Below are 20,953 nucleotides of genomic sequence, written 5' to 3'. Positions count from 1 at the left end.
GCCTCGCGCCCGCCTGGTTAGGGTCGGTCCTCATGGAGACCACGGAAATCGTTCGCCGCCGGATGGCGGAGCGTGTGCGCGACACACTGGAGCGGCTCGTCGCCGAGCGGGATGTATGGGTGTCGACGGCTCACCCCGATCACGGGCCGCACCAGGTGCCGCTCTGGTTCCTGTGGGACGGACGAGCCATGTGGATGTGCACCGGCGCCACTTCCGTGACCGCACGGAACGTCCGCGAAGAGCCGCGCGTGCGCCTGGCGCTGCCGGACACCTTCGACGTGGTGCTTCTCCAGGGTGAGGCGGAGTGCTTCCCGGACCAAGAGGTGCCCGAAGACGCGGCGGAGGCGTTCGCCGGCAAGTTCGGATGGGATCCGCGCGCGGAAGAGGGTCCCTTTCTGTATGTACGCGTGGTCCCGAAGACCGTGCGCGCTTGGCGCGGTGAGCCGGAACTGCGCGGGAGGGTCATCATGCGCGACGGAACGTGGCTGGAGTAGCGGCCGTTCCTAAAGGACCAGGAGCAGCAACTGGAACGGCATCATGAGAAGTGCCATGAGCAGGAACAGCCCTCCGAACAGACAGACACCCACCGTCCTGAAGACCAAGGTCGACACCGCCAGGGAGCAGACGGCCTTCTGCGGGCGGCGCGGGTCGTAGACGACGTCGATGCGGTGCGGATCGCCTCCGAGCCCTCTGACCGCGTAATCGGCCTTGATCTCGTGTACGCCGCCGTCCAGGTCGGTGTACTTGAAGAACCGCCGCCTGCCGTGGGCACGGTCGAACAGCGCCACGACCGCGACGCCCCGCTTCCTGAGCACCAGCCGGTCGCGTGCGTTCACCACCGCGGGTCCGGCGATGATCAGGCAGAGGAGGACAGGCATCACACCACAGACCCACAACAGCGCCTGGACCGGTTCCCCGAACACCGCGAGCACAACAGCACCCATGACGTAGACGACGAGCACGGCGAGCAGCGCGATCCGTTCGCGAGGGCTCATCCGCTTCCGGCCGGCCACCGGGCCGACAGGCATTTCCTCGACCAGGCCCGCTCCCCCGCCCGGAGGAGCGCTCTGTGGCCGCGCCCGGTTGATCACCTCGACGAGGCGGTCCGCCTGGTCGGCGTGCCGTCCCTCCACGACGAACACCGGTCCCGGAACGCCGTCACCGCCCCACAGGGAGATCTCGACCGACCGCTGCCCGGCGCCGACGGTCCTGGCGCCTTCGACCGCCGCGAGCGGTATCCGCCGTCGTGTTCCCTTCTGTTCGAGGAGAACGGCCCTGCCCTCCAGCCAGATGCTGTCGCCGTACCCGCGTAACGTGATCGACGGCAGGAAAGCGGGTTCGGGCCTGCCTGGCATGAATACCTCACTCTGGATGGTTGAGGAACGCATCGCCCCGCAGCTTCTCACAGCCACCGCTCTCCAACTCGTCCGCGGAGATGAGCCCTTCGAGGAAGGAGCGGAAGTCGGGGGCGAGTGCCAGCTCCGACGCGTCGTCCGCGTCGAACCAGGCGACCGACGGTTCCCCGTGCGGGCCGCACGTCCGGTAGTCGAGCCCGATCCAGTAGTGCCCGTCGCCCGAGACCACCACCACGCCCGAGGGCAGGCCCCATTCGCCGACCAGGTACGGGCTGTCGAGCAGCGACAGCGTCCGCTCGCGGTGACCGACGCCCATGACGCTGTCGAAGGGAACGTGGTCAGCGCTCCATGAGGTGGGCCGGGTTGTGGGAAAGGCGTTCCAACTGTCGGAGACCTGGCCTCCGTTCTGAATGCGGAGCAGGTCAAGGAGCGCCCCGGGGAGGGTGACGTCCAGCAGCTGTTCGGCCTCGCTCGACGCCAGGTCGGTCAGGGGCGGCTGCACTCCGTGGTCGGTGCCGGTGTCCCAGAAGGAGTGCCGCAGGTCTTCGAAACGTGCCATGCCCGGCATCGTAGGAGCCGGTCCCGTCCCTTCGGGAGCCGGTCCCGGGCCGGGGCGGAAAGCGGTTCGGTGGAAGTCCCTCACCACCCCCACTACGCTTGTGAGGAGACACGTGCCTGTCAGGGAACACGGGCCGCCCGCGGGAAAGCGCACCGACCGGGCTCCGCGCGAGCACGCGCCGAGCGCCTCGAAAGGCATCGGCACACGCTCGGAGTCGGCCCATGTGCCCGGAGGTAACCTGGACACGGCAACTGACCACTCGCTCGGGATACAAGCGGTCCGCAGCAGGCACCCTCGGAGCACCTTCATGGCATCCCACCAGTCGCCCACCCGTCACTCCGGCGTCAACCGCCGTGTCCTGCTCGCTTCCGCGCTGGCGGTCTCTCTCGCGGCGGCGGGCGTGGGAGGCGTACAGGTCTCGCGGGCCGCCACGATCGACCCCTCCAGGACGCCCCCGAAGCTCGCGGCGTCCACCTGTGCCGACAGGACCTACTCGGCGATGACGGCCGCGCAGCGGCTCGGTCAGCTCTTCATGGGATCGGTCGCTCCGTCCGCCCTGGACAGCAGGCGGATCGACCTCATGCGCCAGTACCACGTCGGCTCGGTGTTCCTGGCCGGGCGCAGCAACGCCGGGACGGCGGCGACCAAGAGCCTCGTCGACGGTCTCCAGGCGAACGCGGACAGCGTGGCCGGACACCGTGTGGGTCTCCTGGTCTCCACCGACCAGGAGGGCGGGCAGGTGCAGGTGCTGTCCGGGCCGGGTTTCTCGACCATCCCGAGTGCGCTGACACAGGGAACGTGGACGACGACCAGACTGCGCGGTGAATCCGCCGTGTGGGCCAAGGAGCTCAGGACGGCCGGTGTGAACCTGAACCTCGCGCCCGTCGCGGATGTCGTGCCGGCCAGTCTGGGCACGGCCAACGCCCCGATCGGCAAGTACAACCGCGAGTTCGGCCATACCGCCGCGGTGGTGGCCCCGCACAGCGACGCGTTCCTCGAGGGTTCCCTGCAGTCCGGGGTACTGGCCACGCTCAAGCACTTCCCCGGACTCGGCTACGTCCGCGGCAACACCGACACCACGGCCGGCGTCGTGGACACCGTGACGACACGCACGAGTTCGAGCATCACGCCGTTCAAGTCCGGCATCGACGCCGGGGCGCCGTTCGTCATGATCTCCTCCGCGACGTACAGCAGGATCGACCCGAACAACCGGGCCGCGTTCTCCCCGACGGTGATCCAGACCATGCTGCGCAAGGACCTGGGGTTCAAGGGCGTGGTCATCTCCGACGACCTCGGGAACGCGGTGGCGGTGAAGGCCGTGGCCCCGGGCGACCGGGCGGTCAAGTTCCTCTCCGCAGGCGGTGACCTGGTCCTGACGGTCGAGCCGAACCTGATCCCGGCCATGACGAAGGCCGTGCAGAGCCGGATGGCCCAGAACTCGGCGTTCCGCACACAGGTGGACCAGAGCGTCCATCGCGTCCTGGCCGCCAAGCAGAAGGCGGGCCTGCTCTCCTGCGGTTGACCCGGGCCGGGTTCCCGGAGGCGGTTCGGGCCGGGTTCCCGGAGGCGGTTCGCACCCCCCGACGCCGTGCGGTTCGAAGCCCCGTGTCCGGGAGTGCACCGCACGGCGTCCGAGGCCCGTCGGTCACTCGGTGCGCAACGCCGTGGCCGTACGGACCTTGGCGGCCCATCCCGCCGGGGCCGTCGCGCCGAGCAGGGCGACGAGCACCCCGGCCAGGCCCAGCAGCACCAGCTGCGTGCCGTCGTACACGTCGAGGACCGAGGGCGGAAGGCCGGTGCCGGCGGCCTCCCCCATGACGGGCAGGACATAGCCGTGGAGCGCGAACCCGGCCGGGACCCCGATCAGTCCGCCGACCACGCCGATCCCGGCCACCGAGGCGAGGACAAGACTCACGGTCTGCCGCGGGGACATGCCGAGCGCCTTGCACACCCCCAGGTCGTGGACGCGCTCACGGGTGTCGAGGACCACGGAGTTGAGCACGCCGAGGCCCGCCACCGAGACCAGCATCAGGGTGAGGAGCGCGGCCATCGCCTCCAGCAGGACGATCATGTTCTCTCCCTCCGGGGCTGACTCGGCGAAGGCGTGGCCGCCCAGCGGCTCGACCACCTCGGCGAGCTTCCGCGCGTACTCGACGGGGGAGACCCCCGGCTCGACCTCGATGTGGAAGGCCGCGGGCTCCGCCGCGGCGAAGCTGTCGAGATCCGCGTGGACCCGCATGCCGTCGTCCGACGTGTCGAACGCCTCGCCGACGATGCGCAGGCTCACCGTCTCCTTCTGGAACGTCACCCGCACCGAGTCGCCGATCCTGGTGCCCGTCCGCTCCAGGAAGCCGGTGGGCACCACGACCTGGCCCCGCCCGGTGATCCAGTGACCCGCGATCATCTCGTAGCCGCCGGTGCGTGAATCGCCCTGGTAGAGGGTGGCCCGGACGGTGCGGGAGACCCCGGTCACCGTGGCGTCGCCCGTCGTCGTGCCGTAGTACGAGGCGGTGCCGGGCTGCGCCGCGATCGCGGCACGCACCGCGTCCGGATCCGCCGACGGCTGCTGCTCGTTCGCCCCCGGGGAGGCGGGCGCGCGCCCGGAACCGGCCGGGGCCCGCTGGGGCTCCTTCTGCACCCGGGCGGGGCCGGGTCCCGAGCCGGCCGCTCCGCTGATGGCGGTGACGTCGGCGCTCTCCTCGGGATCCTGCGCGCTCGCCACCGCGTTGAGGGACTGCGTCAGTCCCACCGCGAACGTCGCCGCCACCGTCCCGAAGGTCACGGCCAGCACCATGGCGATCGCGCGCACGGGGTGCGCGAAGGGACTGGCGAGGCCGTACGTCACCGGACGGGGCAGCGGGAGCCGTCCGGCCGCGCGGTGCGCCCACTGACCGCGCGTGGTGCGCGGTGCCCTGCCGACGGCGATGGCCTCGACCGTACGCAGCCTGCCGGCCCGCAGCGCGGGCACCAGGGCCGCCACCGCCACCACGAGCAGCGCACCGGCCGGCACCACGACGTCCACCCACCAGGCCACCGAGAGCGACACGGTTCCGTACACGGACTCGGTGTCGTTCAGCAGCGGTACGGCCAGCAGGTTGCCGAGGACGACCCCGAGCGCGATGCCGGCCGCGGCGGGGATCAACGCCTGTGCCACGTAAGCCCGTACGACCTCGCGCGGGGTGAAGCCGATGGCCTTGAGGATGCCGATGCGGCGCAGGCCGGTGCCGACCGCGCCGCTGATCACGCTGCCGACGATGATCACCGACATGACGAGGCCGAGCACGCCGAACGCGAACAGGAACGGGATCGTCGCCGCCGCGCCCTGATCGACGGCGCGCTTGGTGTCCAGCCACGACTGGGTACCGATCAGCGCCCCCGGGGGCAGGGCGGCGGTCAGCCTCTTCCGGTCGGCGGTGACCTGTGCCTTCGTGGCCGCGGAGTCGAAGCGGTAGAGCATCTGGGTCGTGAGGACGCCGTCCCCGGTGGCGAGCGACCTGACCTGGGAGGGGGTCGCCCAGACGTCGGCGCTCCCGCTCGCGGACAGCGCGAAGCCGACGACGGTCAGCGTCTGCGCGTCGGCGGCCTCGGAACTCGTCAGCGTCGACCCGAGTTCGAGGAACGGGCCGGAGAACGAGGCGGACAGCACGATCTCACCCCGCTCGCGCGGCCACCGGCCCGACTTGAGGTCCAGCGCGTCCACGTCCTTCCCGGGACCGGTCCGTCCGACCAGCGTCAGCGCGGGCAGGTGTCCGCCGTCCCGGCCGACCGGTTTGATCGTCGTGGACGGGAACGGTCCCGCGCTCGCCGTGACCCCCTCCAGGCCGCGGGTGCCCGCCAGTCGGGCGGCACCGGCCCGTTTCGGGTCGATCTCCGCGGTGAGGTGCGCCCCGCGCTGCCGTGCGAAGGCGTGGTCGAAGGGAGCGTCGGTGGCGACCATGAGGGACCCGGCGACCACGGCCGAGGCCACCGCCATCATGGTGGCCACGGCGATCACCAGCGTCTGGACGCGTCGTCTGCCGACTCCGGAGCGCACGACCCGCCCGAGGGCTCCGCTGCCGAACCCGGTCATCGGACGGCCTCCGCGCGCGTGTCGACGGCCACCTTGCCGTCGACGAGATGGATCGTGCGCTGCGCGCAGGCCCGGGCCAGCTCCAGGTCGTGCGTCACCAGGACGACGGTCTGCCCGCCGCGGTGCAGATCCACGAGCAGGTCCCGGACCTCCTGCCCCGACGCGGTGTCCAGCGCGCCGGTCGGCTCGTCGGCGAGCAGCAGGGCGGGCTTGTTCACCAACGCCCTTGCCACCGCGACCCGTTGGCGTTCGCCGCCGGACAGCCGTCCGGGATAGGCGCGGGCGTGCTTCTGGATCCCCAGCACCTCCATCAGCTCCCCGGCCCGGGTCGCCGCCACCCGCCGGGCGGTCCCGGTCAGCTGGGCCGGGAGCTGGATGTTGTCGGCGACGGTGAGGTCGTCGAGCAGGTTGAAGAACTGGAAGACCATGCCGATCCGTTCGCGGCGGAACCGGGCCAGCGCGTGCTCGCCCATCCGGTCGACGCGCTGCCCGGCCACGGTCACGGCGCCCTCGCTCGGCCGGTCGAGGCCGGCGACGAGATTGAGCAGCGTGGACTTGCCGCTGCCGGACGGCCCCGTCACGGCCAGGGCCTCGCCCTGGGCCACGCCGAGATCGACCGGTCCGAGCGCCGGGGCGTCGGCGCCGCCGTACCGCTTGGCCACGCCCTCCAGTTCGATCACGTGATTCATGGGTGTGTCCGTCCTTCGTGGTCGGGAAGCCGATGCCCTGTGTGGGCCCGCTCTGTGTGGGCCCGCTCTGTGTGAGCCCGCTCTGTGTGAGCCCGCTCTGTGTGAGCCCGCTCTGTGTGGGCCCGCTCTGTGTGGGCCCGGTGAACGTACGGGCGGGCGCCGCGGCGGCGCGTCGGCCGTGGCACCGACATACGGCCCTCCCCGCGGAGGACCCGTCGGCGGGGTCATCCTCGAGGAGTACGCCTGCCGGTCAGGTGCGCTGGTCACGCAGGGGGACGTGGAGCCGTACCGCGGGACCGCACAATGTGCGGATGGAGAAGGAGGAGCCGTACGGGCGGCCGCGCGACACGTCGCGGGCGGACACACGGCGGGAGCCGGCCGGGCACTGGCGGGAGCGGGCCGGCGACGTGCTGCGGCCGGGGACGTGGTGGGCGCACGTGCGCGAGGCGATGCGCCCGGAGGGCGAGCACACCCCGCTGTCCCGGCGGGCGGTGCGCGTGGACGTGGTGCTGGCGGTCGTACTGACCGTCGTCGCCCTGGTCGTGGCGGCGCGCTACCCCGGGGACGGGCCGGTACGGATCAGTTCCAGGAGCGTGTCCGGGATCCGGGACGCCTACCCGCCCCCGGACCCGTACCCCCCGGCCGTTCCCCGTCCCGGGCCGATGGTCGAGAGGGAGTCCGGCTCCGCGTCCTGGATCCTGGTCGTGCTGTCGGCGCTGCCGCTCGCGGCCAGGCGCAGCCACCCGCTGCTCGCGTTCGGAGTCATCGCCACCGCCACGCTCGCCCTGGCCGACGACGTCTCCTGGATCAACGTGCTGACCTGCAGCATCGCCGCGTACGGAGCCGTCGCGCACAGCCGCTACCGGACGCGGGCCCTGATCGCGCTGATCGTCGCGGCCGTGCTGGCGGGTCTCTCGTTCAAGGACGCGGACCCCATGCTCCCCGGCTGGTCCAGTCCCGCCGTGGTGCTCCTGGTCGTCGGGGTGCTGGCCAGCCTCGTACGGCTCGGGCGCCTGCGGCTGGAAGCCAGCCGGAAGCGTTTCACGGACCTCCAGCAGGCCCAGGAGAAGGCCATGCGCCGGGCCGTCGAGGAGGAGCGCGCCCGGATAGCCGCCGAGCTCCACGACGTCGTCACCCACAATGTGAGCGTGATGGTCATCCAGGCGGGCGCGGCGCGCAAGGTGATGGACGCGGCCCCGGAGCGTTCCAAGGAAGCGCTGCTGGCGGTGGAGGCCGGGGGCCGCGCCGCCATGGCCGAACTCCGCCACGTGATGGGTCTGCTCGCGGGTCCGGCCACGGGCCCCGACAGTCCCGCCGACGGTCTGGAGCCGCAGCCCGGCCTCGGACAGCTCGACGCCCTCGCCGAGCGGGTCAGGGCCGCCGGGACCCCGGTGCGCCTGACGGTGTCACTGCCTCCCGGGCCGCTGCCGCCCGGGGTGGAGCTCACGGCGTACCGCGTCGTCCAGGAGGCGCTCACCAACACGATCAAGCACGCGGCGGGCGCCGACGCGACGGTGTCGATCGGGTTCACCGGCGCCTGGCTGGAGATGGAGGTGACCGACACGGGAGCCGTACGGGACGCGCCCCCGGTGGACGGCAACGGCCGCGGACTGATCGGGCTGCGCGAGCGGCTCGCGGTCTACGGCGGCGAGCTCACCGCCGGACCGGCGCTCACCGGCGGGTACCGGGTCACGGCGCGCGTCCCGTGGGAGGCGGTGTGAACGGGCCCGCGCTGCGCGCCGTCATCGCGGACGACCAGGCGCTGGTGCGTACCGGTTTCGGGATGATCCTCGCCGCCGACGGCATCGAGGTGACGGCGGAGGCCGCGGACGGCGCCGAGGCGGTCGACGCCGTCCGCCGCACCCGGCCCGACGTGGTCCTCATGGACATCCGGATGCCGCGGATGGACGGCATCGAGGCCACCCGGCGCATCCTCGGCGGCGGCCCCGACGGCTCCGCGGGCACCCGGGTTGTCATCCTCACGACGTACGACCTCGACCACTACGTGTACGCGGCGCTCACCGCCGGGGCGAGCGGCTTCCTGCTCAAGGACGTCACCCCCGAGCACCTCGTCGCGGCCGTGCGCCTCGTGCGTTCCGGCGACGCGCTGCTCGCGCCCACGATCACCCGCAGGCTGATCGAGCGTTTCGCGCACCGCCAGGAGTCCCCGGGGCCCGGTCTCCACCGTGATCTGTCCGGGCTGACCCCGCGCGAGCTGGAGGTGCTCCGTCTGCTGGCGACCGGCCTCAGCAACGCCGAACTCGCCGACCGCCTGTTCCTCAGCCCGACCACGGTCAAGACGCACGTGGGCCGCATCCTGTCGAAGCTCGACCTGAGGGACCGTGTGCAGGCCGTCGTCCTCGCCTACGAGAGCGGTCTGGTCTCTCCGCAGGGGCCGCCCGGCGCGGTCTGACGTCCTGAGGCCGGGCCGGGCCGGGGGCGACGGAGCCGAAGGCGGTCGGACGGGTTCGCCCGGTGCGGGATCAGGTCGCCCGCCAGACCGTCATGTCCGCGGTCAGGAAGCTGGGGCCCTTGTTCGCCAGCGCGGTCGACTTCACCTGGACGACGAGGAGCGCGATGTCCCCGGAGGGGTGCTTGACGCAGATCTCGCTCCCGGCCGCCGCCGCGGCCAGCTCCAGGCGGTGGCGGGAAGCGCCGGTCAGGGTGAGGCGGCACGTGTCGAAGGTGGCCCCTTGCTTGCCGGTGTACTCCATGCTGAACACGCTGGTGTCGCTCTCCAGGTCGCACGAGGTGGTGTCACAGACGAAGCGGATGTCCCCCTTGGCGTCGTCGCGGGCGACCGGTTCCTTGATGTCGAGGGACTTCTTCTCGTCCAGCCACTGGAGCGGGTGCGCCTCGGGTTTCGGTGACTCGGACGAGGCCGCCCAGGAGTCGGAGGTCCTGGGTGTACGGCGGTCGGAGCCGGAGGCGTCCTTGGTGCCCTTCGAGGGCGCCGACGCCCTCGGGGAGGCACCGGGACCGGACCTCGACGACCCGGCCGCGTCCCGTCGGCCGTTCCGGTCGTCGAATTCCATGACCGTCCACGTCAGGCCCGCGGCCAGCAGGGCGCCCGCCGTCGAGACGGCCGCGATCCGCGCGACGCGCCGACGCCGGGCGGGGGGCTCGGCCGGCCGCGTCCCCCGCGGCCACGCGATGAGCGGCATGGTGTGCACCGGGGTCGGGTCGGGCACCGGAGAGGGCACGGTCACCTCCGGCCCCGTGACCTCCCGCCAGACGGCCGGGCCCGCGCCGCCGTCCGCGTCCCGCCCCAGACGCTGTCGGCACCACTGGACGATCTCCCCCGGGGTGACGCGTTCCCCGGGATCGGCGGCGAGACAGCGGGCGACCAGTGGTCGCAGTTGCTCGGGCAGGGGTGACAGGTCGGGCTTCGAGTGCACGATCCGGTACAGCACGCTGACCGAGGGACCGTCCCCGTACAGCGGTTCGCCCAGCGCGGCGAACACGGCTGTCTGGCCGAGGGCGAAGACGTCGGTGGCGGCGGTGACCTCACCGGCCACCGCCTGTTCGGGGGCCATGAACTGCGGGGTGCCGATGGCGGCGGCCGTGGCCGTGCGCCAGGTGACGTCCGAGGCCAGGGAGACGCCGAAGTCGATCACCCGTGGCCCGTCCGAGGCCAGCAGCACGTTCGACGGCTTCAGGTCGCGGTGCACGATGCCCGCGCCGTGGATGGCCTCCAGCGCCTCGGCCACCCCCGCCATGAGCCACAGCACCGCCTGCACCGGCAGTGGTCCCCGCCTGGCGACCGCCTCCGCCAGGGAGGGACCGGGCACGTAGAGCGTGGCGAGCCAGGGCGTCGCGCAGTCCGCGTCCGCGTCGATCAGCTCGGCCGTGTAGGCGCCCCGGACCCGCCGGGCCGCCTGTATCTCCCGGCGGAACCGGTGCCGGAAGTCCGGTGAGTCGGCGAGCTCGGGCCGTACGACCTTGATCGCCACCGGTCGGCCGCCCTGCGTGTGCGACAGGTAGACCCGGCCCATGCCGCCCGCGCCGAGTCTGGCGGCGAGACGGTAACCGGCCACCAGGCGCGGATCGTCCGCCTCCAGCGGCTGGAACGCCTCGGCTGCGCTGTTCATCCGGCTCCGTCCCCCGACCCCACGACCCTGGTCCGCAATGTTGATCAACTACAGCCTAAGGCTTGGATCATGACGGCTCATCAGGGGCCCGGCACCACCTGGTTCACCCCTTGACCGTCCTGCGCTCGACGCCCGGGATCCCCTTGTCCCACCAGTGGTTGTAACGGCTGTACGGGGCCGGGTCCCGGTCCGCGAGCAGCGCCGCCAGCTTCTGCGCCTCCTCGGTCAGGCCGCGCCAGGCCGTCTTGTCGAGCTTGCGGAACGCGGTCAGTTCCAGGCCGCCGTCCGTCGTGCGCCACACTCCGGCGACCTGGCCGTCCACGAGCAGGGTGGGCAGGATGTCGCCGTTGCGCCGGACGACGAGCGGCCGGTGGTCCTGGGGCATGACGCGCCCGGGGAGCACGTGGGCCAGCAGCGTGCTGTCCCACATCGGCAGCAGTCTCGGCGGCGCGGGAGTGTCCTCCGCGGGCACGGTGGCGCCCGGCAGGTCGAACAGGACGGCTCCGGACGGCCCGGGAACCCGCACCACCCGGTCGCCGAGCTCGCTCAGCGCCTGGGTGATCACCGGGCGTCCCAGCAGGGTGAACCGCGCGAAGTCCTGGGCCGACGCCGGTCCGAACGCCCGGAGGTGGGCGAGCAGGAGATGCCGGACCCCCGCCGCCGCGTCCTGCGTCTCGGTCTGTGGGTCCACGTTCGAGGCGAGATAGGTGTTCGGCAGTCTGTAGGACCACGGACCGCCGACCGGGGTGTGCTGGATCGGCGCGTACGTCTTCAGGGCCCACCACAGGCGGTGCGCGTGTTCACCGAAGCGCTCGGTGACCTCCGCCTCCACGTCGGCTCCGGTGCGGGGGCGCGCCAGGAACCCGGCGAGCCACGGCAGCAGCGCGTCGGCCTCGTCCTCGGCGAATGCGGTCGAGGTGAAGCGGCGGTCGTACAGCCGCGACGCCCGCAGGCTCCGGAACATGGCTGCGTGGTAAGGCGCGTAGTCGTCGGCGTGGACGGCGTGCAGGGTGACCCGCATGAGGGTCGCCTTCACGATCCGCCGGTCCGCGAACGCCGCGTCGAGGTGCTCGGGCTCGAAGGCCTCCACGCGGTTCCACAGGGCCAGGTACGGCGACGCGGGTGCCTGTGCCTGGACGGCGCAGACCTGGCGGACCGCCTCCGCCACGTCGAGGCGCCTGCGCTCCAGGAGGAGTTGACGGTCCAGGGTCGCCAGGGTGAGCTGCCGTGAGGTGAGGGTCACGCCCGGATTATCCCGCCCCGGCCGTCCAGGGCGACACGACCTGGGCTGGGCCGGGCCGACTTGGGTCGGGCTGGGCCGACTTGGGCCGGCCCAGCCCGGGCCGACGGGTCGGCCCTGCCTGAACCGGGCTCGGGACAGAAGTCGGCGGCCGTCGCCCGGCTGGTGGACGGCCGGACCGAGTCCTGACCGGCTACGCGACTCGGCAGTAGACGCCCTGGCCCTGGTGACGTGCGCTTCGTACGAGGGCGGCCAGTTCGCCCAGGATCACGGACGCGATGTCCGTGCCGATGGTCTCGCCGTCCCGCGCGCGCCACGCCGCCCACGAGACGGCGGCGTCGTCCAGCTCGGACCGCTCGGCCTCGGCGAGTGCCGTGAACAGCCGCGGGGAGATCACGAAGACGACGCTTCCGCCGTCGTCGTGGCCTGCGACGAGACGCGGCTCGCCCGCTTCGACGAGGTTCTCGAAGCTGCCGCCGGCGAGGAGGCACTCCCACTCGACCACGGCTTCCTCGGGATCGAAGTTGCCGAAGGAGAGCGACTCCGAGGCGTGCCGCGGCCCGGCCCCGAGGACCAGGGCCGCCGACGCGTCGTCCGGAGCCGTGAAGAACTCGACGATGATGCTCATACGGGCATCATGCCGAACCGCCCGCGGGCCGAACCCGCCGGTCACGGCGCCGGGTCCCCCAGCACACGTCGGGCGCGGGCGCCGAGCTCGACGTCGTCGTGGACGATCTCGGTGTGGCTGCCCGAGCCCACGATGCGCCGGTCCCCGTGGGCGACCGTCCGGACGCGGTCGCGCTGGGCCGGGGTGAACGCCTCGGGGCCGATGGCGGCGAGCGCGTCGAGCGCGGGCAGCGCGGAGTGCAGGTGCCCGCCCGGCACGACCGCCTTCAGGACGTGGTCGACCAGGTCGGCGAGCGGGACACCGGCGGGCCGGTCACTGCCCGGGTGCACGGCCACCAGCGCTCGCGCGGCCGCGGCGGCCGTGTCCCGTCGGTCCAGCATCGCCAGCAGGCCGGGAACGGCGGGTGCCGCGTCGGGGCCGAGGAGGACGGCGACCTCGGCCGCGCTGTTCGCCACGTGGTGGCCCCATGGCGTGGTGGCCCAGGTCAGGCCCTCCAGGACCATGGGCAGCACGGCCTCCTGATCCCCGGTCAGCTCCCACACCGCTCCGGCCGCCGCCAGCCCCGCACGGACCTCGGTGGCGTCGGCCCGCGTCTTCGCCGGCTCGGCCGGTACCGCCGAGAGGGCCGAGAGGTGGGGCAGCAGCGGGCGGGCCCGCTCTCCGAGCGAGACGGCGGCATGGACCCACTGGTCGCGCGGTCCGCTCCGCTCCCCGAGCGCCGCTCCCAGGGCGGCGACCAGGGCATCGGCGTCGCCCGTCAGGGCGTGGAGCGCGGTCGCGCCGTCCACGCGGTCGGCCCTGGAGCCCGTCTCCGCGGCGGATCGCAGGGCGGTGACCACCTGGGGGTCGAGCTCCGCGTCGGCGACGGCGGCGAGCGCCCGGCCTGCCACGGCGGGGCGGTGCGGCAGCGCGTCCAGCAATTCGGGTATCGCGGCCCGGGCCGACCGGCCCCAGCCGGCCAGGAGTCCCGTCAGGTAGACCGGTTCGTTCACGGCCGCGAGCCCGCCCGCGAACAGCGACCCGCGCCTGCCTCCTCTCGCGCCGTCGGCCGTCACCGCGGCCAGGCGCGCGCGGACCGAGTCGAGCAGTACCGCCGTGCACGGCAGGGGGGCCGGCGGACGTCGCGTGGCCGTACGCGCCCAGGCGGCTTCCAGAGCGAGGGGCCGCTGCTCCAGATGACGCGCGAGGAGGTCCGACGCCTCGGGCGCGCCCAGCGACACCAGTGCCGCCAGGGCTGGATCGGCCACCTCGCTCGCGCCGTCGGCGAGGGCGAGCAGTGCCGGAACCGCCTGGGGAGCGGGCTCGCCCCACTGGCACACCGCCTCCAGGACGTCTCCGGCGGTGGCCTCGTCGTCCAGGAGGGGCAGCATCGCCGGCAGCAGCCGCGCCGGCGCGGTCCTGGAGCGCCGGGCGAGCGACTCGGCCGCCCAGGTCGCCTCGGTGACGGCCGGACGGGGATCCGCGTCGTCACGCGCGGCCCGCACCGCACGTTCCAGCGCCGCGACCACGAGGTCGATCGCCTCGTCCACGCCGCCGCGTTCGTACAGCGCGGCGGCCAGGGCCCACAACGGCGTCCGTTCCCAGAGGCTGTCCGCCGTGTGCCGCTTCAGCGGCGCCAGGGCCGCCACGGCCTCCGCCAGTTCGCCGTCCCAGGGTCTGCCGGTGTCCACGGCGGCCAGGAGCCCCGCGACGCGGACCGGCGGGGCCTCCGACTCGGACAGGGCGGCCCCGCACAGTTCTTCCGCCGCGGCCCGGTCGATCCGGACGTACGCGCTCATCACATCGGCCCGCACCACCGGATCGGTTTCCGTCTCCCAGCGCCGCCGCAACGCCGCCGAAGCGGCCGGGGCCGCCGCCCGCCCGCACTGGCCCACCGCCCAGGCCGCCCACTGCCGCACCTCGGGAACGTCGTCGGAGAGCAGGGGCACCATCAGCGGCAGCTGCGCCACGACGGCCGCGCGCGCCGCGCCGGGCCGGACCTGACCGCATTCGTCCGTGCTCTCCGCGACGGCGCCCAGCACACCCAGCAGCTTCTCCCTGCGGACGCCCGCGGCCGCGAGACGCGCCAGGAAGGGAACGGCCACCACCGTGGCCTCGTACACCGAACCCTGGTGAACGAGGCTGCCCCACAGATCCTGTTCGGCCTCCGCCGCGTCCTCCGGGTCCTCGCCGGTGAAGGCGCGCAGCAGACCGGGAACGTCGTCGGCGGGGCCGTAGGCATGGCGCGCTTCCGCCCAGGCGACACGGTCGATGTCCACGAACACGTCGGCAAGATCCATGCGCCGGATGATGTCAGACGGGTCTGACAGCACCGCCCGCCCGCGCACCGGCGGGCACGACCGCACGGTGCCCCTGACACGCGGTCGGGGTCGGTTCAGGGACGGGGCAGGGGCATCACGGACAGCGGTCGCGCGGTCACGGTCGGCACGCTGTGATCATGTCGAACACGAGTCCCGACGGCCACCGCCCGTCTCTCCCCCCGTCGCGCCGCGCTCGCCCTCGCGGGAGCCGCCGTCCGCGTGAGGCCGGTGGCCGGGCAGGGCGGGGCCGTCCTGCCCGGCCACCGGTACCGCGGAACGGAGCTCTCACCCGGTGGTGTGAACTTGCGGGCCACACCCGTAGCGGCCGGTCCAGGCCGTGCGTTTGGGCAGGCGTGTCCGCTCTAGACTCCGCGCACCTCTCGCTCTGGCTGCTCAACCACTTCAGCACCTTCACCCTGGCCGTCGTCACCGTCGGCGGGACCGTACTCCTCGCCGTCGGCGGCAGCGTGCTGCTGCGCCGCAGATATCCCTCGGTGGCCCGCGGCGAACACAACGAGATGGTCGGGGTGACGCTCGGCATGTTCGGCGCGATCTACGGGATCATCCTCGCCTTCGTCATCGTCACGCTCTGGACCCAGTTGGAGGACACCCAGACCATCGTCGCCTCCGAGGCCACCGACGCGGCGCTCATCACCCGGGACGCCGACGCGTTCCCGGCACCGGTACGTGCCCGTCTCGACTCCGCGATGAGCGGTTACGTCCACGCGGTCGTGGAGGACCAGTGGCCCCGCATGCGGGCGGGCGAGCCCAGCTACGGCGCCACGGAATCCCACCTGCGGTCCGCCTTCCAGGCGCTCCAGGAGTACGAACCGAAGAGCCGGAGCGAGCAGGTCTTCTACGAGGAGGCGGTCACCCGTCTCAACGACATCGCCTCCCAGCGCCGTGCCCGCATCACCATGGCGCGCCAGGAACTCCCCTCGCTGCTCCAGGTCCTGGCCTTCGGCGGCGCCCTCGTCCTGGTTCCGCTCACGTTCCTCTACGGCATGCGCAAACTGAGGGTCCAGATCCTCTTCGTCGCGTCGGTCGCCGGGCTCGTCGGCTTCAGTCTGCTCCTGGTCTTCGTCCTGGACCGCCCGTTCGCCGGAGAACTCAGCGTCAGCCCGGCCCCGTTCAAAGAAGGCTCTTTGACCCGGTACTGGAGTGGTGCCCCGACGACGTGAACACCGCGCGTACCGTGACGGGCCCGCGCCTCTGACTCCACGGCGACCTGCGTATCGGGTACGCGGGCCTCCGCAGGCCCCCGGAGGCGGGCCCGGCCGGGCCCGCCCGCCCGGGCTTTCCTGCGGCGCCTCGCCGTGGAAACCCGGATGCGGTTCCCTTCCGGTCTTCCCTATGCTGCACGCGCCACGTGGGCCGGCGACGAATCGGCCGTCAGCGGATCGGAGTTGTGCGGGGTATGACCAGTCAGCTGTTCGCGATCTGCTTCAACGCGACCCAGCCGTCGGACCTGGCGCGGTTCTGGTCCGGTGTCCTGGGCTGGGAGCCGGCCACCGGCCAGGGCGACGACATCGCGATCCTGCCGCCCGACACGGCCGGGTTCCGCATCCGGTTCCTGCCCGGCCGGGAACCGAGGACCGGCCGGAACCGGGCGCACTTCGACCTGACGAGCGCCTCCCCCGACGACCAGCGGCGGACGGTCGCCCGGGCCCTGGAGCTCGGCGGCCGACACCTCGACGTGGGCCAGCTCCCGGAAGAGGAGCACGTGGTGCTCGCCGATCCGGACGGCAACGAGTTCTGCGTCATCGAGGCGGGCAACAAGTTCCTCGCCGACACCGGGTTCATCGGAGCCCTCGCCTGCGACGGCACGCAGGAGGTCGGCTACTTCTGGAGCGAGGCGCTGGGGTGGCCCCTGGTCTGGGACCAGGACCAGGAGACGGCGATCCAGTCCCCGCACGGCGGTACGAAGATCACCTGGGGCGGTCCCCCGGTGGCGCCGAAGACGGGCACGAACAGGCTGTTCTTCGAGCTGGCGCTCCCCGCCGGCGCCGACCCGGACGCCGAGGTCGACCGCCTGGTCTCGCTCGGGGCGACGCGTACGTCCACCGGCGGGAACGACGGCGGCCACGTCCTGATGCTCGACCCCGACGGCAACGAGTTCTCCGTACGGACTCACCGGTAACAGCCCGGCGCCCGCCCCGCCCGCGGCGTCCTTCACGGCATCACTCGTCACGGACCTTCACCGGATGCCCGCGGCGAACCGGTGCCCGGCGGTGAACAGGCGCCCGGCCCGTGCCGCGTCGGCCCGTGCGCGCGGGCCGGCCCAGGACGACTCCGGCCAGGACCAGGACCAGGCCGCCCAGTTGCTGGAGGGTCAGCACCTCTTTCGCGACCACGGTGCCGAGGAGCACGCCGGTGACGGGGTTGAGCAGGCCTATCAGTCCGACGGTCCCGGTGGGCAGGTGCCGCAGTCCGGTGAACCAGGCGGCGAAGGCCAGCGCGGTGGCGATCAGGGTGACGTAGCCGAACGCGAGGAGCGTCTGCCCGGAGAGCGCGGGAGGACGGCCTTCCACGGCCGCGGCGACCGGGAGCAGGAACAGGCCTCCGGCGGTGAGCTGCCAGGCGGTCGAGGCGAGCACGTCGACACCCGCGCTCCACCGTTTGGCCAGGATGTACCCGAAGGACGACACCAGCATCGCGGCGGCCGAGGCGAGGACTCCGGGGACGCTCACCGCCTCCACGCCGGACAGCAGCATGAGGCAGACCCCTCCGAGCCCGGTCACGGCACCGGCGAGGTGGGCGGTCCGGGGCCGCTCGGACACCAGCGGCCAGGCGATGAGCATCATCGTCAGCGGGGCCACCGCCATGACGGTCGAGGCCACGCTCGTCGGAAGGAGCTGGGAAGCGGCGTAGACGAGGACGAAGAACACGCTCATGTTGAGCAGGCCGAGCACCGCCGACCGCCACCACCACGCGCCGCGCGGCAGCCGCCCGCGCACGGCGAGCAGGACGAGCCCCGCGGGCAGGGCCCGCAGGGCGGCCCCGTAGAGCGGCCGGTCGGCCGGCAGGAACTCGTGTGTCACGAAGTAGTTGGCTCCCCAGGCCACGGGCGCGACCGCGGTCAGGGCGACCCATCGCATATTAGCTTCCATGGAAGCTAATATAGCTTCCCGGGAAGCTATTATGGAGACATGGAGCACCATGAATCCCTGGACCACGTGGCCCGCATCCAGGCGGAGTGGCGTCGCGAGCGGCCCGACGTGGACATCACCCCGCAAGGAGTGATCGGTCGGCTGCACCGCCTGGCCGACCGGCTCGGCGACGAGCTCCGCCTCGTCTACGACCGCCACGGTCTGAGCGAGGGCGAGTTCGACGTCCTGTGCGCACTGCGCCGCGCCGGTGAGCCCTACGAACGGGCGCCCGGCGATCTCGCCGCCCACACCATGGTCACCACGGGGGCGATGACGAAGAGGATCGACCGGCTGGAGCGGGCCGGGCTCGTCACCCGCCGCCGTTCCGACGACGACCAGCGCGGCCGGATCGTCGCCCTCACCGGGTCCGGCCGCGAACTGATCGACCGGGCGTTCACCGACCACATGCGCAACGAACGCCGCCTCCTGGACCTGCTGGCGCCGGCCGAGTCCGCGTCGCTGGAAACGCTGCTCACCACCTGGATCGCCCGCATGGACCGCCCGCAACCCCCCGCGCCGCCCTCGGAGCAGTGACCGCGGGGGTCCGCCGGACCGTGTCCGGCCTTGATCGCCCGGCCTTGTGGGGAAGCGGGGCCGTCGTGTAGGCATCCGCCATGCAGACGCAGGTGTGGGCTTCGCTGGTGGGTGTCGTCCTGGGAGGGGGCCTGTCGTACCTGGCGCAGATCACCGCCGGACGCCAGGCGGGCAGGAACGAGGACAGACGGCGGGCCGCCGAGCTGGCCGAGGCCAGGAGGGTCGAACGGCTGGCTCTGCTGCGGGAGTTCATCGACATCGGACAGCAGACGGCACGCGTCGCCGAGGAACGCGAGACGGCGCCGGACTGGGAGGCCGCCGGAACCCCCGAGTGGTTCAAGGCGGCCAGGGACGTCACCGATCGTCTGTGGGTCGGCGAGCGGATGATCCAGGTCCTGTTCCGGCCGGAGCTCCACCTGCGCGCCCGGGCGTACGCCCAGGCGTTGAGTCATGTCGTGTGGCGCGAACCCGCCCAGGCTTCGGCCGAGGGTTCGATATGGGACCGGCTCCAGGGCCCGCAGAAGGAGTTCCTGGAGGCGGCACGGGCGGAGGTCGGTTGACGCCCGCGCGCGAGCCCTGTCCCCAGAAAGGCTGACGTCCGCATCCGTCGCGCCGTACCGCCCGGCGCCGGTGCTTCCCGGCCCGGCGGCCACCTCGGGCCGTACGACACCGGCGGGGGACAGCCGGTCGGCGGCGTCCACGGTCCGCACCGCGCGCTACGTTGGCGGCATGATCGAGGGAGAGAACAGGACCGGACGCGTCAGTCCGCAGCGCTTCCACGAGACCGCCGGCCTGGAGGACTGGCGTGTGGTCGGCGAGGGGGCGTGCGCCTACTTCCGCACCGGGTCGTTCGCGGCCGGCGCCCGGCTCGTGCGGGCCATCAGCGAGCTGCCCGGGGTCGTCGACGACCACCCGGACGTCGACCTGCGCCGGGAGGGTGTGACCGTGCGGCTGGTCCCCCTGACGGACGACCACCACGGGCTGACCGAGCGGCACCTCGATCTCGCCGGGGAGATCTCGGCGCTCACGCGCTCGCTGGACATCACGGCCGACCCGTCCGCCGTCCAGACCGTCCAGGTCACCGTGGACGCGCTCTCCGGTGCCGACGTGGCGCCGTTCTGGCGCGCCCTGCTCGATTACCGGGACCGCTCGGACAGCGGCGAGCACCTGGTCGACCCGGGCGGCCGCGGGGCGCCGTTCCACTTCCGGACGACGGACGCCCGGAGCCCGCGGCGCAACCGCGTCCACATCGACGTGTGGGTGCCGTACGACCGGGCCCGGGCGCGGATCGCCGCGGCCCTCGGGGCGGGCGGCCGTCTCGTGAGCGACGCCGGCGCCCCGTCGAACTGGGTACTGGCCGACCCCGAGGGCAACGAGGCCTGCGTCGGCGTGGCCGGTCCCCCGGTACCGGCCGGCCCGTACCGGTAGGCTCGCGCGGACGATCCGGAGCAGAGGGCGAGCCGAGCGGTGATACGAGACCTGTACAACGTCCGAACGCGGCCCGCGGAGGACGCGCCCGAACCGCTCTCCGCCGAGGAGGAGGCGCGCTTCCGGTCACTGCTGTTCACCGAACTCGGCAACAGGATCGCCGACGAGGGGTGGGCACGGTACCCCGCGTACACCCGGGAGGACCGCCGCCGGCTGGTCGACGTCGCGCACCGGCTCTCCGCCCACTGGGGGCGGCAGGTGGGCGTCGAGGCGGAGGACGAGTGCCGTCTCAGACTCTTCCTCGTCGCCGACGAGACGCCCGGTGCCGCGCTGCCGCCCCGTACCTGACCCGGACCCGGACCCACCGGCGCCCACCGGCCCGCCGTCCGCGTCGACGTGCGCCGGCTCATTGCTCCGTGCGCATGCCGGCCAGCTCCGACGCCCTCTTCAGGGCCGGGACGAACTCCGGGTTCGCCTTGAGGACGAGGATCGCCACGGTTCTGGCGTCGCGGCGCTCCAGCTCGAAGCGGTGGAAGGTGAGCAGGGGCGACAGGTTGGAGACGTGCCTCAACTCGGTGATCCGGTCCCACGGAATCACGTGCTTCACCTGGCCGAACAGACCGGTCACGGCGAGACCGCCGGTGTGGATGTGGCACAGGCGCGCCCCGAACCTCACGGAGGCCCAGCCCCAGGCGGCCCGCAGCCCGACCAGGCCGAGGATCACGGCTGCCGAGATCAGCCCCTTGGAGAGCCCGCCGTCCGGCCTCTTGTAGATCAGGAATCCGAGAAAGACGAGGAAGAAGAGCACGATCATGCGCCGGAACATCTGCAGGACCCCGCCCGTCGCACCCGCTATCGGGTAACTCCCGCGTCTGTCACCGAGCTCCGCCACACTCCTGGTCCCCCGCATC

20 protein-coding genes are annotated in these 20,953 nt (G+C 72.8%); 10 read left to right on the top strand and 10 right to left on the bottom strand.

Features of this window, described 5'->3' with window-relative positions; translation table 11 throughout:
• The first annotated feature begins 32 nt into the window (after positions 1-32).
• A complete protein-coding gene (locus ACFW6B_RS32930; RefSeq protein ID WP_386601910.1) occupies positions 33-494 on the top strand; it encodes a pyridoxamine 5'-phosphate oxidase family protein in 462 nt (153 codons plus the stop codon).
• Positions 495-503: 9 nt separating this feature from the next.
• On the opposite strand, the gene ACFW6B_RS32925 is transcribed toward ACFW6B_RS32930, so the two are convergent.
• Positions 504-1,355, bottom strand: coding sequence for a hypothetical protein (locus ACFW6B_RS32925; protein ID WP_386601908.1), 852 nt, complete (start codon positions 1,353-1,355; stop codon positions 504-506).
• Positions 1,356-1,362: 7 nt separating this feature from the next.
• Positions 1,363-1,914: an SMI1/KNR4 family protein gene (locus ACFW6B_RS32920; RefSeq protein ID WP_386601906.1), complete on the bottom strand. Its 552-nt coding sequence runs from the start codon at positions 1,912-1,914 to the stop codon at positions 1,363-1,365.
• A gap of 307 nt (positions 1,915-2,221) precedes the next feature.
• Between ACFW6B_RS32920 and ACFW6B_RS32915 the strand changes: the two genes are divergently transcribed.
• The gene (locus tag ACFW6B_RS32915) at positions 2,222-3,436 is read left to right on the top strand and encodes a glycoside hydrolase family 3 N-terminal domain-containing protein (protein ID WP_386601904.1); all 1,215 of its coding nucleotides are present in this window, start codon (positions 2,222-2,224) and stop codon (positions 3,434-3,436) included.
• Between the two features lie 123 nt (positions 3,437-3,559).
• Here the strand turns inward: ACFW6B_RS32915 and ACFW6B_RS32910 are convergent, their stop codons facing one another.
• Together ACFW6B_RS32910 and ACFW6B_RS32905 are read right to left on the bottom strand one after the other, a co-directional pair.
• Complete coding sequence (locus ACFW6B_RS32910) at positions 3,560-5,983, bottom strand: FtsX-like permease family protein (protein WP_386601903.1); 2,424 nt, start codon at positions 5,981-5,983, stop codon at positions 3,560-3,562.
• A complete protein-coding gene (locus tag ACFW6B_RS32905) occupies positions 5,980-6,672 on the bottom strand; it encodes an ABC transporter ATP-binding protein (RefSeq protein ID WP_386601900.1) in 693 nt (230 codons plus the stop codon). Before ACFW6B_RS32905 ends, ACFW6B_RS32910 begins: the two co-directional genes overlap by 4 nt.
• Before the next feature lie 311 nt (positions 6,673-6,983).
• Between ACFW6B_RS32905 and ACFW6B_RS32900 the strand changes: the two genes are divergently transcribed.
• On the top strand, positions 6,984-8,393 hold the full coding sequence (locus tag ACFW6B_RS32900) for a sensor histidine kinase (RefSeq protein ID WP_386601898.1): 1,410 nt from the start codon (positions 6,984-6,986) through the stop codon (positions 8,391-8,393).
• On the top strand, positions 8,390-9,085 hold the full coding sequence (locus ACFW6B_RS32895) for a response regulator (protein ID WP_386601896.1): 696 nt from the start codon (positions 8,390-8,392) through the stop codon (positions 9,083-9,085). The genes ACFW6B_RS32900 and ACFW6B_RS32895 overlap by 4 nt, the downstream gene beginning before the upstream one ends.
• Before the next feature lie 70 nt (positions 9,086-9,155).
• Here the strand turns inward: ACFW6B_RS32895 and ACFW6B_RS32890 are convergent, their stop codons facing one another.
• From ACFW6B_RS32890 to ACFW6B_RS32875, 4 genes are all read right to left on the bottom strand, one after another.
• The gene (locus ACFW6B_RS32890; RefSeq protein WP_386601893.1) at positions 9,156-10,763 is read right to left on the bottom strand and encodes a serine/threonine-protein kinase; all 1,608 of its coding nucleotides are present in this window, start codon (positions 10,761-10,763) and stop codon (positions 9,156-9,158) included.
• A gap of 103 nt (positions 10,764-10,866) precedes the next feature.
• Complete coding sequence (locus ACFW6B_RS32885; protein WP_386601891.1) at positions 10,867-12,006, bottom strand: winged helix DNA-binding domain-containing protein; 1,140 nt, start codon at positions 12,004-12,006, stop codon at positions 10,867-10,869.
• A gap of 190 nt (positions 12,007-12,196) precedes the next feature.
• The gene (locus ACFW6B_RS32880) at positions 12,197-12,631 is read right to left on the bottom strand and encodes a hypothetical protein (RefSeq protein WP_386601889.1); all 435 of its coding nucleotides are present in this window, start codon (positions 12,629-12,631) and stop codon (positions 12,197-12,199) included.
• A gap of 41 nt (positions 12,632-12,672) precedes the next feature.
• Positions 12,673-14,910 (bottom strand): HEAT repeat domain-containing protein, encoded by a 2,238-nt coding sequence (locus ACFW6B_RS32875; RefSeq protein ID WP_386601887.1) that lies wholly within the window; start codon positions 14,908-14,910, stop codon positions 12,673-12,675.
• 374 nt (positions 14,911-15,284) lie between these two features.
• Between ACFW6B_RS32875 and ACFW6B_RS32870 the strand changes: the two genes are divergently transcribed.
• The gene (locus tag ACFW6B_RS32870; protein ID WP_386601885.1) at positions 15,285-16,112 is read left to right on the top strand and encodes a DUF4239 domain-containing protein; all 828 of its coding nucleotides are present in this window, start codon (positions 15,285-15,287) and stop codon (positions 16,110-16,112) included.
• Between the two features lie 236 nt (positions 16,113-16,348).
• Entirely contained in the window at positions 16,349-17,071 is a 723-nt protein-coding gene (locus ACFW6B_RS32865) for a VOC family protein (protein ID WP_386601883.1), read from the top strand.
• A 40-nt stretch (positions 17,072-17,111) separates the two neighbouring features.
• Here the strand turns inward: ACFW6B_RS32865 and ACFW6B_RS32860 are convergent, their stop codons facing one another.
• Positions 17,112-18,029: an EamA family transporter gene (locus tag ACFW6B_RS32860; protein WP_386601927.1), complete on the bottom strand. Its 918-nt coding sequence runs from the start codon at positions 18,027-18,029 to the stop codon at positions 17,112-17,114.
• Positions 18,030-18,080: 51 nt separating this feature from the next.
• On the opposite strand from ACFW6B_RS32860, the gene ACFW6B_RS32855 reads away from it, so the two are divergent.
• The 4 genes from ACFW6B_RS32855 to ACFW6B_RS32840 all read left to right on the top strand — a co-directional run bounded on the left by ACFW6B_RS32855 (position 18,081) and on the right by ACFW6B_RS32840 (position 20,390).
• Entirely contained in the window at positions 18,081-18,614 is a 534-nt protein-coding gene (locus ACFW6B_RS32855) for a MarR family winged helix-turn-helix transcriptional regulator (RefSeq protein WP_386601882.1), read from the top strand.
• Positions 18,615-18,694: 80 nt separating this feature from the next.
• Positions 18,695-19,174: a hypothetical protein gene (locus tag ACFW6B_RS32850; RefSeq protein WP_386601879.1), complete on the top strand. Its 480-nt coding sequence runs from the start codon at positions 18,695-18,697 to the stop codon at positions 19,172-19,174.
• A gap of 169 nt (positions 19,175-19,343) precedes the next feature.
• Complete coding sequence (locus tag ACFW6B_RS32845; protein ID WP_386601877.1) at positions 19,344-20,042, top strand: VOC family protein; 699 nt, start codon at positions 19,344-19,346, stop codon at positions 20,040-20,042.
• A gap of 39 nt (positions 20,043-20,081) precedes the next feature.
• Complete coding sequence (locus ACFW6B_RS32840; protein WP_386601875.1) at positions 20,082-20,390, top strand: hypothetical protein; 309 nt, start codon at positions 20,082-20,084, stop codon at positions 20,388-20,390.
• 58 nt (positions 20,391-20,448) lie between these two features.
• Here ACFW6B_RS32840 and ACFW6B_RS32835 read toward each other — a convergent pair whose 3' ends face one another.
• Positions 20,449-20,856 carry a hypothetical protein gene (locus ACFW6B_RS32835; RefSeq protein ID WP_386601874.1) on the bottom strand — a complete coding sequence of 136 codons (408 nt, stop codon included), beginning with the start codon at positions 20,854-20,856 and terminating at the stop codon, positions 20,449-20,451.
• Positions 20,857-20,953 lie beyond the last annotated feature (97 nt).

The organism is Streptomyces sp. NPDC058751, assembly GCF_042746485.1.
GTDB lineage: Bacteria > Actinomycetota > Actinomycetes > Streptomycetales > Streptomycetaceae > Streptomyces.
Note: the sequence above shows the minus strand (reverse complement) of the source record. Positions and strands in the feature narration are given on the sequence as shown.

Excerpts from the sequence above, each read along its gene's own strand:
- ACFW6B_RS32880 (WP_386601889.1), bottom strand. The coding sequence starts at position 12,631 with ATGAGCATCATCGTCGAGTTCTTCACGGCTCCGGACGACGCGTCGGCG.
- ACFW6B_RS32890 (WP_386601893.1), bottom strand. The coding sequence starts at position 10,763 with ATGAACAGCGCAGCCGAGGCGTTCCAGCCGCTGGAGGCGGACGATCCG.
- ACFW6B_RS32910 (WP_386601903.1), bottom strand. The coding sequence starts at position 5,983 with ATGACCGGGTTCGGCAGCGGAGCCCTCGGGCGGGTCGTGCGCTCCGGA.
- ACFW6B_RS32835 (WP_386601874.1), bottom strand. The coding sequence starts at position 20,856 with ATGATCGTGCTCTTCTTCCTCGTCTTTCTCGGATTCCTGATCTACAAG.
- ACFW6B_RS32930 (WP_386601910.1), top strand. The coding sequence starts at position 33 with ATGGAGACCACGGAAATCGTTCGCCGCCGGATGGCGGAGCGTGTGCGC.
- ACFW6B_RS32925 (WP_386601908.1), bottom strand. The coding sequence starts at position 1,355 with ATGCCAGGCAGGCCCGAACCCGCTTTCCTGCCGTCGATCACGTTACGC.
- ACFW6B_RS32855 (WP_386601882.1), top strand. The coding sequence starts at position 18,081 with ATGGAGCACCATGAATCCCTGGACCACGTGGCCCGCATCCAGGCGGAG.
- ACFW6B_RS32905 (WP_386601900.1), bottom strand. The coding sequence starts at position 6,672 with ATGAATCACGTGATCGAACTGGAGGGCGTGGCCAAGCGGTACGGCGGC.
- ACFW6B_RS32850 (WP_386601879.1), top strand. The coding sequence starts at position 18,695 with ATGCAGACGCAGGTGTGGGCTTCGCTGGTGGGTGTCGTCCTGGGAGGG.
- ACFW6B_RS32900 (WP_386601898.1), top strand. The coding sequence starts at position 6,984 with ATGGAGAAGGAGGAGCCGTACGGGCGGCCGCGCGACACGTCGCGGGCG.
- ACFW6B_RS32915 (WP_386601904.1), top strand. The coding sequence starts at position 2,222 with ATGGCATCCCACCAGTCGCCCACCCGTCACTCCGGCGTCAACCGCCGT.
- ACFW6B_RS32920 (WP_386601906.1), bottom strand. The coding sequence starts at position 1,914 with ATGGCACGTTTCGAAGACCTGCGGCACTCCTTCTGGGACACCGGCACC.
- ACFW6B_RS32865 (WP_386601883.1), top strand. The coding sequence starts at position 16,349 with ATGACCAGTCAGCTGTTCGCGATCTGCTTCAACGCGACCCAGCCGTCG.
- ACFW6B_RS32860 (WP_386601927.1), bottom strand. The coding sequence starts at position 18,029 with ATGCGATGGGTCGCCCTGACCGCGGTCGCGCCCGTGGCCTGGGGAGCC.
- ACFW6B_RS32845 (WP_386601877.1), top strand. The coding sequence starts at position 19,344 with ATGATCGAGGGAGAGAACAGGACCGGACGCGTCAGTCCGCAGCGCTTC.
- ACFW6B_RS32875 (WP_386601887.1), bottom strand. The coding sequence starts at position 14,910 with ATGGATCTTGCCGACGTGTTCGTGGACATCGACCGTGTCGCCTGGGCG.